We start from the raw sequence: 13263 nt of genomic DNA, 5'->3' as shown, positions 1-13263 counted from the left end.
CCCTCCCTGCTCAATGTTGCACAACCTTTACCACCTCTGTCTTTGCTCTACACTTGGAGGGCGACCCTCTCCCGCTGCCTCCTCTTTTCCCGTACAACATCAAACGTAACGGCAGCGACGATAATTGCGCCAATGATGACGTCTTGCCAGAAAGAACTGATGTGGGCCAGCACGAGCCCGTTTTGCAAAAAGGCGAGCAATAGCACGCCGAGGACCGTTCCGACGACAGAACCGATCCCGCCGAGAATGTTCGTCCCTCCGATCACGACGGCGGCAATGACCAACAGTTCAAACCCGACGGCAGCGGTAGGCTGAATGTTTCCCAATTGAGCAGAGTGCATCAACGCCGCCAACCCTGTCATCAGTCCCATGTAACTGTATACAAACAGATGGACTTTTTCCGGTTTAATGCCGATGCGCTGTGCCGATTCAGCGTCGCCGCCGTAGGCGTAAATCCAGCGGCCGATGCGCGTGTAGTTCAGCAAGCCGTAAGTGACGAGAATGGCGAAAACGAAGACGTAAATCGGAATGGGAATGCCGAGCAAACTGGTGCGGTTGAACTGCAAAAACCAGTCGGGCAGGCCGGAAATCCACGTTCCCCTCGTCACCTCTAGGTTGACGCCGCGATAAATACTCAGCGTCCCGAGTGTCACTATGATGGCCGGAATACGAAATTTGGCGACAAAAAACCCGTTGATGAAACCGAGTAACAGTCCGGACGCAAGGGCAACGACGACAACGGTCAAGGCATTGGCAAACGGTGTGAACAGAAAGTTGCCGATGATAACCGCGATGGCGGCTAACATAGATCCCACCGACACGTCGATGCCCCTGTAATAATGACGACAGTCATACCCAAGGCCATAATTCCTAACACGACATTGTTGTTCAAAACATTTATCAGGTTACTTGCGGTTAAAAACTGGGGGGACTGCGCCGACACGAAAATAAAGAGGATCAGCAAAATAGCGGCGATTCCTGTCTCTCTCTTTTTCATCAAGCTCTTCAAAGGGCTTTCCTCCCTTCTTCTGGCTGTCGTTCCCCTAGTGCGTACTCTAAAATGGTTTCTTGCGTCGTTCCTTGAACGTCCAACTCGGCGACTAGCCGACCCAGCCGCATTACGAGAATGCGGTCACTGACAGTCAGCACTTCTGGCAACTCAGAAGAAATCAGGATAATTCCCAACCCGTCTGCCGCTAACTGCCGCAACAATTTGTGAATCGCCACTTTTGCCCCGATGTCGACGCCGTTCGTCGGTTCATCGACAATGAGCACTTTCGGCTCAGCAGCCAGCCACTTGCCGATGACCACTTTTTGCTGGTTCCCGCCGCTCAGTTCGCCGGTCAACCGATTAGGGTCAGCCGGCCGAATATCTAGGTCGGCGATGTACTTCTCACCTAGCTGCTGCTCCCGCTTCAGATCGAGCAGTTTGTTCGTTTTGATCCGTTTCAGGATCGGTATCGTGATATTGCGAGAAATGGATTGGGACAACACGAGACCTTCCAACTTTCGGTTTTCAGGCACGTAAGCAATCCCTTTTTCAATGGCGTCAGACGGATGCCGAAAGGCAACCTTTTCCCCTTCAATCAAAATCTCGCCGGAATCGGCAGCATTCAATCCGAACACGGCCTGGGCGAGCTCGCTTCTCCCTGCTCCGACCAAACCGGTTATGCCCAGTATTTCTCCCTTTTTCAACTCGAGTGAAATGTTGTGGAACTGGCCTTGGCGGCTGAGGTTCCTCACTTCCAGTACGGTGTCTTCCCGCGCCGCACTCTTCTCGTTAAGGGGCTCGAACAAAATGGACCGCCCGACCATTTTTTGTACGAGAGAATCCTCGGTGACTTTTTCTATCGGATCCGTCGAGATGTACTGCCCGTCGCGCAACACGGTAATTCGATCCGCCACTTTGAACACTTCTTGAAATTTGTGACTGATAAACAGCACAGCGATGTTCTTTTCTTTTAACGTTTCGATAATCTGATACAGCAGTTCGATCTCACTGGAAGAAAGGGAAGATGTCGGCTCGTCCATAATGATCAGCCGGGCTTCAGACTGCAGTGCCCGGGCGAGGGCCACCATCTGCTGTTTGGCGATACTCAGCTCGCTTAGCCGCTGTCTCAAATCTAGCTCCATCCCCAGTTGATCCAGCGCTTCTTGCGCCTGTTCCCTTATCTTTTTCCAGTGCACGCGGCGGAAGGCACCGAGTTCCATCTGTGTTCCAAACGTAATGTTTTCGGCCACAGTCAAGTTCGTAAACAGGCTCAAATCTTGGTAGATGACGGAAATGCCGCGCTGTAACGCGTCGAGGGGATCGCGGAAGCGGACAGGCTCGCCGTCCAGTACGATTTGCCCCCCTTCATCGGGATCCAATACACCGGCCAATATTTTGATCAACGTCGATTTGCCGGCCCCGTTTTCTCCCATTAACGCGTGGACTTCCCCTTCCAAAAGTTCCAGCTGTACGTTGTCCAGCGCCTTGACCCCTGGAAATGTTTTACTGATCCCCGTCAATTTTAGAAACGGTGTCTTAGATTCCACCCTTTTACCTCCTTTCAAAACAGCGGAGTCCATGATGTCTATGTCGCCAATGTGACAGAAACCCCGACTTGTTCCAGCTGTTTTACACTGTCCGAATCAACTTTGTCGTCTGTGATCACTTCGTGAACACCTGCGACATCGGCAATGGTCGAAAACGCCTGAACCCCGAATTTACTGTGGTCCACCAGCAAGTAACACTGTCCGGCGATGGACATCATGCGCCTTTTGAGTACCGCTTGCCATTCTGTCGGATCACTCAATCCGTGTTCGGTGTGTAATCCGCTGCAAGAGAAAAACAGTTTGTTCACGTGATACGTTTCCAACGACCGCTCGGCTAACGGACCGACGTACGACAGCGACTCCGGGGACAGTGTCCCGCCGGTTGAAATCACGGTAATCCGTGACCGGTTCGCCAATTCCATCGCCACTTTAATCGCGTTTGTGACGACTGTAAGGCGAATGTTCGGGAGTAATCGCGCCATTTGCCAAGCAGTCGTACTGGCGTCCAGTATAATGGAGTCGTACTCTTCCACCCGTTTCACGGCTTCCCGGGCGATGGCAGACTTCTCTTTAACGTGGGCAATTTCCCGCTCCGAAAAAGGTGTCTCCCTCTCTGTGCTCTCCGTACGAACCGCTCCACCGTGACTCCGTTGGAGCTTTCCTTGCGATTCTAACTTTTCCAAATCCCGGCGAATCGTCTCTTCTGTTACATGGAATAACTGTGCCAATTCCGTGACCCGTATACTGCCTCTTTTGTTGACGACCGCCACAATTTCACGGTGCCTCTCTGCAACTAACATCTCATTCCTCCTACTTTGCCAATTCCACTGCATAACGTAGACTTTTTCTGCACCAAAAAGAGCGGAAATAGTTGCTGATAGCGTGACAGACTGCCTTGTTCAGGACTGCTGCTGGGGAAGGCGGCACAATCTGTTAAATCTCTCATACGCTTCACTCCACAAGTCCCTGTCCTTTGGCTCATACGTTTTCAACGGGACGGACTGGGAGATGAGCTGTCGGCCTTCCGACAGGGAATTGACTTCTCCGGCTGCCATCAGCTGGACTAAAATGTTCCCTAAGCTGCTCGCTTCCACTGGACCGGTGACGACCGGCCGGCCGCAGGCGTTAGCCGTCCACTGACACAAGAGCTCGTTCCGCGTCCCGCCTCCCACCATGTGCAGCACATCTAACGGTTGTCCCGTCAGTTCTTCCAGCAGGTCGAGGACGAAACGGTGCTTAAGGGCGAGACTCTCTGTAATACACCGCAGTACCGCCCCCCGGGTTTCGGGGACAGGCTGCCCGGTTTTGCGACAGTACGCCCGGATGCGCTCCGGCATGTCTCCGGGTGTCAAAAACTCGGGAGCATCGGGATCGACGAGGGACACAAACGGGGGGCGGAAGACGTTAAGTGTGTCAATTCGTCCCAAGTGTACGCATCCCCCTCCGCTTCCCACACCCGCTTCACTTCTTGTAACAGCCACAGCCCCATGATGTTTTTGAGCAGCCGATACGTTCCGTTGACCCCGCCTTCATTGGTGAAGTTTAGCGCCAACGCCCGATCAGACAACACCGGCTCCTTTACTTCTGTCCCCAAGAGGGACCACGTTCCAGACGACAAGTACGCAAAACGTTCTGTCTGTGCCGGTACCGCAGCGACAGCAGATCCTGTATCGTGGGTCGCCACCGCGATGACGTTAGCCTTTATATCCCCAATTTCTTCCGACACGGACGGTAACACTTTTCCGATCTCTGTCCCTGGCTCCACGATGGGGGAAAGATGGGGCGCGGCAGTCCCAGCTGTCCGATCAACGGCTCAGACCACGTTCGCCGCGTCGGATCAAACAGTTGGGTCGTCGTGGCGTTTGTCAGTTCGGCCGCTTTCTCACCGGTTAGGAAATAGTGAATGAGATCGGGAATCATGAGAAACGTCTCCGCTTGTTCCAGATGGGGGTGGTCTTCATCCTTCATGGCACTGAGCTGGTAAATCGTGTTGATCGGCATGAACTGTATCCCGGTCTCCCGAAAAATAGTGTCCCGCGGGATGCGTTTCAGCAACTTTTCCATCGCGCCGGCGTGTGCCTCGTTTCGGTAGTGGACGGGATTGCCGAGGAGGCGGCCGGAGCGGTCGAGAAGGCCGTAATCCACCGCCCAAGAGTCAATCCCCAGCGACGCCACACTTCCCCCGTCCTTTTTCACTCGCTTCTCCGCTCTCCGCAAACCACCTTTTATTTCGTGGAACAGTCGCAATATATCCCAATGAAGGGTGGAGTGAAGTCTCACCGGCTCGTTTTTAAACGAGTGAATTTCTTCAAACTGCAGGCGTTCACCGTCATACTGAGCTAAGAGCACCAAACCACTGGATGCCCCGAGATCGACGGCTAATCCATTCCACACCTGTCCATTCCGCTTACCCATGACGAGTTCCCCCAAATGCTGAAATCATGAGAACCGACGACACGTCACCAACTGGCTCCGCCTACACCGCGTTCTTGAATCTTGTCCAGGTAGCCGCTTTCATAGAAAGCTTTCATCGGGTCCCGCGGCACGTTCATCTCCTCCCGCACGGCATGCAGGAGAGGCGTGACATCTTGTTCAAACGCTTCACGCACACAAGCCTCTGCTCGCAACACATCTTGTTTGGCCTGGGCGTCCTCAAGTTCGTCCCATTGGATCAACAGCGCTTTGGCGTAGTACGTCTGCACATTGAGGAGCGACCGGATCATGGCAGGAATTTTCGGCTCAATGTTGTGGCTTTGGTCGATCATGTACGCAATCCGTCTCGCAGTCTGTTGCGTTCCGGGATGTTCGTCGTCACGCAACGCCGCTAGTATTTGATAGAAAATGAGAAACAGTTCGTACGGGTTGATGGCTCCGACGATCAGGTCATCGTCGGCATACTTGCGCGAGTTGAAATGAAATCCGCCGAGCCGCTCCTCGTCCAGCAAATAGGCGACGATGTGTTCCACGTTTGTCCCCTGGGCGTGATGGCCGGTGTCCACCAGCACTTCAGCTTGAGGCCCCAATTTTACAGCTGTGTTGTACGCCATCCCCCAGTCAGCCAGATCCGTATGGTAAAAAGCAGGCTCGAAAAATTTGTATTCGATCAGCAACCGCATGCCGGACTCCAGCGCTTGATACGTTTGGGCCAACGCTTCCTCCATCCAGTGCTTGCGTTTTCGGATGTCCGCCTGTCCGGGATAGTTCGTCCCGTCGGCCAGCCAGAGACTGACAATGTCTGATCCGACTTCTTTCGCAATCTCGACGCATTCCAGCAAGTGGTCGACCGCTTTTTTCCGAACGTTTTCATCGGCATTCGTAATGCTGCCCAGCATGTAGTCGTCTTCCTGAAACAAATTGGGATTCACCGCCCCGATGCGAAGCCCGAGGGATGCCGCGTACTCCGACAGTTGCGTGTAATCGTCCACCTTGTCCCACGGAATGTGGATGGCGACGGAAGGTGTAAGGCCGGTCAGTTTGTGAACGACGGCCGCGTCGTCCAATTTTTCAAACGGATCGCGGGGGACGCCGACTTTTTTAAACACTTTGAACCGCGTTCCCGAGTCGCCGTACCCCCAGGAAGGGGTCTCGACTTTCAGTGCCTTCAGTTCGCGCTTCACAGCTTCGATGTCGATCCCCCGCTCCTTTTGACGGGTTTCAAACGCCTGGTACTGAATGTCACTCACTTGAAATCCCTCCAGATTGAATCTTTCCACGACACAGGATTGACTACCGCGTAAACGCCGCCGGCACACCGCCGTCCACGGTGATCATGCAGCCAGTCGTTTTGGCTGCGCGGGAGGAGGCGAGAAATGCGACGGCTTCCGCGACATCGCCAGGGTACACGTTCACGTTCAGCACAGTTCGATGACGATAGTGTTCTTCAAGTTCATCCGGCTCGATACCGTAGGCGGCCGCCCGTTCTTCCCGCCACTGAGAATTCCAGATGGCGGACCCTTCCAACACGGCGTCGGGCAGCACCGAATTGACGCGGATGCCGTACGGTCCGCCTTCTGCCGCAATACAGCGGGCGAGGTGAACTTCCGCTGCTTTCGCCGAGCTGTAAGCTGAAGCATTTTTGCCGGCGTAAATGGAGTTTTTCGAGCCGACGAACACCATGGATCCGCCGATGTTTTGCAGTTTCATCAGACGGTAGGCTTCTTTCGCCACCAGGAAGTATCCTGTAGCGAGGACGTTCATGTTCAAATTCCACTCTTCGACAGACGTTTCTTCCAGAGGACTCGATGTGGCGAGACCTGCGTTGTTCACGAGAATATCGACCCCGCCGTAGCGGAGGACCGCTTCACGAAATGCCGCTTCCACCATCTTTTCGTCCGACACGTCAGCTTGAACGGCCAGTGCCCTCTCCGCCCCGCCGCTTCGTTTAGCTCCCGGGCTACTTTTGTCGCCCCTTCAACGTTTAAGTCGGCCAGGACGACGTGCGCCCCGTCTTCTACCAGTCGCCGGGCTACCTTGCTGCCGATCCCGCCTGCTCCTCCTGTAATGAGGGCGACGTGTCGGGAAAACTCTTTTTCCGGGGGAGCGAGTGTCAGTTTGTACAGTTCCAAAGGCCAGTACTCGACCGCAAACGATTCTTCCTCATTGAGGGAGACGAATTGACCCAGCACTGTCGCTCCGGCCATGACGGCAATGGCACGGTGGTACAGCGCCGCACTCACTTCTGCCATCGCCTTGCTCTTACCCGTGGTCACCATCCCGATGCCGGGTATGAGGATGACGCGCGGGTACGGCTCAAACATCGTGTCTCCGTCCTGTTTGTTCCGGTTGAAGTAAGCGGTGTACGTTTCGGCATACCTTTCGATGCCGTCTTTAATCCGGTCAACTAAATCGTTCACATGCTGGGATGACGGGTCCCAGTCGACAAACAGCGGGACACGTTTTGTGTGAACGAGGTGATCCGGACACGCGGCCCCTATCTGCGACAGACGGGAAGCGTCGGCACTGTTGACAAACTCGAGGACGTCGTCGGAGTCGTCGTAGTGCAAAATCATTTTGTTTTCTCGACTCACTAAGCCGCGGATGACAGGCATGATGGCACAAACGGTCTCACGCCGCTTTTCTTCGTCCAGCGAGTTCACTTTTTGTCCGCCGAACAGGCTGTCCTTCACCTTTTCAGTCCGTCGGGCGATGTATGCTTCCGCCTCTTGAATGATGTTGACCGTGTTGTGGTAACACGCTTCCGACGTTTCTCCCCACGTCACGAGACCGTGCTTTTCCATGAGCACCAATTCGGCTCGGGGGTTTTCTCGCACGCGCTCGGCAATCATTTTCGACAATTGGAACCCCGGTCGTATGTACGGCACCCAGACGAAACGATCACCGTAAATCTCTTGGGCAATCTCTTTTCCGTTATCTGCACAGCAAATGCTGATAATCGCATCAGGGTGGGTGTGGTCCACATGCTGAAAAGGCAAAAAGGCGTGCAACAGCGTTTCGATGGACATGCGCGGATGCTTGCTGTCCATCATGCAGTGTGTCAAATACGACACCATTTCTTCGTCTGACATCTCATCGCGGTCCATCAGGGGCAGCACATCGTCGAGTCGCAACGCCGTAAAGTTATCCGCTTTCATCGTGGCGAGGTCGGAACCGCTTCCTTTTACCCACATGACCGACGTCTCGCGTCCGCGAAAGTCTCGTTCCACCGTTTTCATCGAAGTGTTACCGCCGCCCCAGTTTGCGACAGACCGATCTTGACCCAGCAAGTTCGACCGGTAAACGAGCTCATCCAACCCTTTTTGTAAACGGCTTGCTTTTTGATGATCCCAAAGATTAGCAGGCATGTTTCTCCCTCACATTTATTGAAGAGTGTTTATTTGTTTTTGATTATATCTGTTTTCTTTGAATTTGGGAAGGGGTTTTTAAAAAAATAAAATGTATCGACTTCTTTCTCTTTAATGCGAAAAAATTAACCCCCCTGTAATGGGTTTTCCCGTCACAGGAGGGCATCTGTCGCTACTTCCTGATCAGCGCATTGACATCTAACTGAAGCGCGACACATGCTTGTTCAGCCATCCATCCATTTGGGAACTAGCTATGCATCTTCTAAAGCGCGGTCGATTGGAAAAGGGCGACCTGACCAAGCTTTTTTTGCTGTCCAGTCTTCAGGCGGATCACTCCAAAAAGGGTGTGCCTCCGGGAGTCCCAACGGCAAAAAGACAGCCGCACACATGTACAAGCTTCCTGTTGAAATATAAATCTCACCGATTTCCGGTTGTTGGCCACAATGCCCGATCGTTAACCAGCCCTCTTCCGTAAAGGTCCCCGGTTGTTCCAACGACCGGCGAATAACAGCAGTTAAGGCGCTTCTGACTTGAGCGGGAGATACTGTGTGCGGGAGTTCGTCGCGTAAAGCGCTCTGAGCAAGGCTTTGCAGGGCACCAAAACGGTAGGCCAGAGAGCGCCCGATCGGAGGAAACGTTCCTTCCGGCGATATTAACCGTTCCTGGATGGCTGCATACCTTTGGGCCCTTTCTAAAATCGGCTCCCGCCGTGCCTGCCATTCATCGTATTCATCCCCTACATGTTCGAGAATGTCGACTAACATGGGATGAATGACGTAGCTGTTGTAATAATCCCAGTGATAGTCTGGGCCATCGCTGTACAGACCATCTCCTACATACCATTGGTCGTGCTGTTTAATTGCATAATCAATTCGCATCGGATCCCAGTCACTTACCCCTACTTTGTACAAAGTCGTTTCCGTCATGGCAGAAAACAGGAGCCAGTTCATAAAGAACGGTTTCCTCGACCTCGTTTTCTTCAAAGCGTTAATGACATGTTGCTTCACTCGGTCGTCGAGTTTTTCCCACAGTTCTGTGGGGGCACGCAATATGGCCTGGGACAAATAGGCGCTATCGACTATCGGCTGAAAGTCTTCAGAGAAGTTCATATAATCGGGTGATTCCGGATCAGTGCCGGCATCGACGGCCATCCTTGCCAGAGTGCAGTAGTGTTCACGTAAGCGATTTTCGTCTCCTTCGGTCGCACCGCCTTCCAACCACGGTGCCATTCCTGCCAGCAATCTCCCCATAGCCTCAAGATGGGAGAATCTCTCGCGATGTGTCCCTTCCCTGCATTCAACAGGCATTGATCGTTTCAAACGCCTTTCACTCAAGGCCCGCAATACCGGATCTGCAATTTTACACATCGCCTCGATCCAATACGCTCTGTCCGTCAACGTTTGTTCCATTTGTTCCTCTCCTCCTCGCCTTCAACCTAGGCGCATCTATACTCATTCAAAATGAAACACAAACCGCGCTTTGCTTTCCTTTCGGGGTTTTACAAGAGTAAAATCTATCGCAAATTGCTCAACTTTACGATGATCGTGATCGATAAAATCTAACGTTTGAATTTTCGGCTCAAGCACTTTGCGATCAAATGTAATGTGCAAACAGTGCTTGCCCACAAGCTTAAGCTCGTCAGCGTACTCATCGATCGAAGCAATTGGTGTCACAAATCTTTCAACGATCGATTCCGGTTCTTCAGTGAAAACATAGCTGTCTTCCAGAATCAACGTCGGACGATGCGTTTTGTGCCAAGTGAACCGCCTGGTCAATCGCTGTAAATGGGGGATGCGGTAAGCCTTCGTCAAGTTGAACGTAAACGAGTCGACCTGATTCCCGTACGCGGCTTCTTCGACAAACGCACGCTGTGAAATCCCTTCACACTGGAATTGATGATTGATCACAGGTACGGAATGACCTTGTGATCCATTGCAGTTGATCGAATACCTTTCCGGGCTGAAGTAGGCTTTGTTGTACAAGCCACACCCCAAGTCATTCAAAAAGGTTTCTCCCCTCGCGTGAAAGATAAAATGCCCGAGGTCGTTATGATTGTGGGGCTCTGCATTGTGACCTCCTTTTGCGGCGAATACGTAGACACCCGAACGGGATACGTGCCTTGACATATACCATTGGGAAGCATCTAAGTAGTAGGTTGCCGCCCGCCAAGGTTCGCCTTTCTCTTCGGGACAAAACCACACTAAATTTCTGATCGCCGGCGCCCACCGACTACAATGATCGTCCGTGTATTTTGCGCGAAGACGTGTGACGGGGACGTCAAGATCCGGATAGCGCTGTTTTAAATAGTGAGTCATGCCGAGAAACACACGGACATGGGAAGGACAGTCGGAAAAATTAATCACCGCATTTCCTTCCATAAAGACTTTTTGCTGAAAACGAGCTATTTGATGTACTTTTTCAGACTGAAATAAATCAATCTTCCCCCCTGTTCTCTTTTTCAATAAGTCAGCGAAGTAAACGTAGTACCCAAATCCGTATTGCCAATACATGTAACCCTCTCTACAAACGCCGTCTTCATTGAAACCAGCTAAATAAAATTCCAAAGAATGTAGGACCTTCTCTAGAATGAGAGATAGGTCATCCACATCATCGATTAAGTGCAGCGCAGCCGCGCCAATCGAACCGGCACAAACTGCCGACCAATTGTGCGTTGCCGTTTCCCAATGGTAAACATTCTGAACGTAAGGTCGAAAAATTCTTCGGTAAACTTCTTCATGTATTCTCCCTTTTATCAACGGATGTAAGAACCGGTCTGTTAAACTTAAGATTTCACTTAAGGAAAAGGCGGTCTCCGCAGCAAACAAATCGATCTCTAGAGCGTCACTGTGCGGATCGTCAGCGTGGCCCTCAAGAGAAAAGTGGATGTTCGTTCGGCCGTGACTTAAATGGGCGGGCAGACACCACGTATACTCATTGCAAATGGACCACAAGGTATTCTGCAGGGCTTCACGAAACACTTGTTGATCAGGATCAAGTAACGACATCATGGCAAACGTATTCAGTCGCCTTCTTTTCCGAAAATAAACTTCTTCGTATTCGACCCTCGACCCGTTGTCCCAGAAGGCCTGAAATAAGGAATATGTCAGCTCCGGGTCTTGGCCGTGAATGAGTTTTCCGGCCTCCTCTCGTATTTCGTCCAAAAGAAATTTATAGGCCTTATCCTGATGAAAAGTGCTCCACCAATTGTCAAGGTCTTCCACTTCGGGAAGCAGGAGGGAAGGCCCTTTAACTCTATAGTCGTGCAAACACTTTTGAATTTGATCTCGCTTCATAACACAACCCTCTAAACGTTTTTATGGCGGATTCTGTACTCCATCGGTGTCACTCCAACATGATCCTTAAACAATTTAATAAAGTAACTTTGATTATCGTAGCCGAGTCTTTGTGCAACTTCTCCCACTGAGTCGCTTGTCACGTCGAGAAGCTCCTTTGCCCGCTTCATTTTGGTCTTTGTCACGTATTCGACAAATGTTTCGCCGACTTCTTTTTTGAATAACCGGCTAAAGTAACTCGGGTTTAAGTAAAGATGACCGGCGATTTCTTCCAGGCTGATTTTCTTATCTAAATTCATCACGACATAATGGCACGCATCTAAAATTTCACGTCTCCGGATCTTCCCGAAATGCTCTCCTGTATGGGTTAGTGACGATTCGAGATAACTGATTAACCAATCTTTCAATTCACTTAAGGAACCGATTTCAAAAATTTCTCTGTGCAAGGTATCTGTCGTGTAGGACGAATGAAACAGGTGTAAGTCCTTCAATTCCACCTTAATGTCCAACAACAGTTTTAACACCCATCCTTTCACTGCTTCGGGAGGAAAACATTCCTCGCCCATAAACTTGATCCACCCTGTCACGGTTTTAGCCACTTGACGCTTATCCTTTTTCACAAACAATTCCCTCAGTTCCATGACCGCCTGATCGTACCAATAAAACAACCCGTCTTTTCCTTGTTCCCGGTTTCTCTTCTGTTCAATCGCGTCAGGTTGCACGTAAAATCGCTGCTGAGTGTTGAACAGTAAATCAGCCAGTTCTTGCTTGAAACTGTTTGGATCGCAACAAACCTCTCCCACTATAAATGACATCGACACACCCAATGACCGTCGCAGCGCGCTTTGAATGTGTTTCATACTGTCGGCGGCTTTATCGTAGTCGCTCGTCTTTAAGTCAAAGTGATAGGGGAAAAGAATAAATGATTCGTTGATGCCGTAATAAAAGTAGACAGCCTGGGGAAAGTGTTTGTGGAGCATTTCCCGAATGACGTTAGCGACTGCAAATTGAAGTGTATCCTCCGAGGAGAAGCGCTGTTTTTCGGACCGGTAATGATGGATGAAGCACAGTACTGGAAAGTAAGCCGTGCTTTCCAGTTGCAGCCCAAACGTTCTCGCTTCCGCATACCACTTTGTTTCGTCGTAAATCGGCTGATGAACGGTTTTGCGCACAAATTCTTCTCTGCTTAACTCCTTGTTCCGTTCGACTATGCGCTGTAAATTCAACTTAACGGCATCGGCCTCTCTTTCTTTTTCCAGACTTTCTCTGATGCTCAGTAAAACGTCCCTCAAGTCATCCAGATCGAGTGTGTCCTTCAAAATATACTCTTGAACGTTTAACCGCAATGCTTGTTGTGCAAATGTAAATTCACTGTGGCAGGAAAGGATCGCCACCTGTAAATTAGGTTTTCTCTGTTTAAGCTTTTTCGTTAACTCAATGCCGTTCATCTCCGGCATTCCGATATCTGTAATCAAAATGTCAGGCATTTCCTTTAACGCATGACTGAGTGCACTGGCGCCATTTTCGTGAACACTTTGAAGCCGAAGGCCTAACTTCTCCCACTCTACCGTTTCCGACAACAGTTCTAATACCGGGTAATCGTCGTCTACCAGCATCACGTTATACATGGA

At 51.2% G+C, this 13263-nt stretch carries 9 protein-coding genes and 2 pseudogenes; all 11 read right to left on the bottom strand.

All coding sequences use genetic code 11. The features are described from left to right. Positions 1 to 47: 47 nt before the first annotated feature. Complete coding sequence (locus B0W44_RS10440; RefSeq protein WP_149026983.1) at positions 48 to 821, bottom strand: ABC transporter permease; 774 nt, start codon at positions 819 to 821, stop codon at positions 48 to 50. Then, a complete protein-coding gene (locus B0W44_RS10435) occupies positions 800 to 1009 on the bottom strand; it encodes a hypothetical protein (protein WP_077719984.1) in 210 nt (69 codons plus the stop codon). The genes B0W44_RS10440 and B0W44_RS10435 overlap by 22 nt, the downstream gene beginning before the upstream one ends. Next, positions 1006 to 2538, bottom strand: a complete 1533-nt coding sequence (locus tag B0W44_RS10430; protein ID WP_228440975.1) for a sugar ABC transporter ATP-binding protein — start codon at positions 2536 to 2538, stop codon at positions 1006 to 1008. The genes B0W44_RS10435 and B0W44_RS10430 overlap by 4 nt, the downstream gene beginning before the upstream one ends. Before the next feature lie 38 nt (positions 2539 to 2576). Next, positions 2577 to 3338 (bottom strand): DeoR/GlpR family DNA-binding transcription regulator, encoded by a 762-nt coding sequence (locus B0W44_RS10425; protein ID WP_077719982.1) that lies wholly within the window; start codon positions 3336 to 3338, stop codon positions 2577 to 2579. 99 nt (positions 3339 to 3437) lie between these two features. Next, a pseudogene (locus B0W44_RS19340) lies at positions 3438 to 4108 on the bottom strand (FGGY-family carbohydrate kinase). Positions 4109 to 4239: 131 nt separating this feature from the next. Next, positions 4240 to 4953, bottom strand: a complete 714-nt coding sequence (locus tag B0W44_RS19335) for an FGGY family carbohydrate kinase (RefSeq protein ID WP_472462583.1) — start codon at positions 4951 to 4953, stop codon at positions 4240 to 4242. Between the two features lie 44 nt (positions 4954 to 4997). Continuing rightward, positions 4998 to 6221: an L-rhamnose isomerase gene (gene rhaI / locus B0W44_RS10415; RefSeq protein WP_077719981.1), complete on the bottom strand. Its 1224-nt coding sequence runs from the start codon at positions 6219 to 6221 to the stop codon at positions 4998 to 5000. Positions 6222 to 6264: 43 nt separating this feature from the next. After that, positions 6265 to 8339 (bottom strand): annotated as a pseudogene (locus B0W44_RS10410) (bifunctional aldolase/short-chain dehydrogenase). A 251-nt stretch (positions 8340 to 8590) separates the two neighbouring features. Then, positions 8591 to 9748 (bottom strand): DUF2264 domain-containing protein, encoded by a 1158-nt coding sequence (locus B0W44_RS10405; protein WP_077719980.1) that lies wholly within the window; start codon positions 9746 to 9748, stop codon positions 8591 to 8593. Positions 9749 to 9790: 42 nt separating this feature from the next. Continuing rightward, entirely contained in the window at positions 9791 to 11632 is a 1842-nt protein-coding gene (locus tag B0W44_RS10400) for a heparinase II/III family protein (RefSeq protein WP_077719979.1), read from the bottom strand. Between the two features lie 11 nt (positions 11633 to 11643). Further along, on the bottom strand, positions 11644 to 13260 hold the full coding sequence (locus B0W44_RS10395; protein ID WP_077719978.1) for a response regulator transcription factor: 1617 nt from the start codon (positions 13258 to 13260) through the stop codon (positions 11644 to 11646). Positions 13261 to 13263: the final 3 nt, after the last annotated feature.

Origin of the sequence: Novibacillus thermophilus (genome assembly GCF_002005165.1) — a bacterium.
Lineage (GTDB): Bacteria > Bacillota > Bacilli > Thermoactinomycetales > Novibacillaceae > Novibacillus > Novibacillus thermophilus.
Note: the sequence above shows the minus strand (reverse complement) of the source record. Positions and strands in the feature narration are given on the sequence as shown.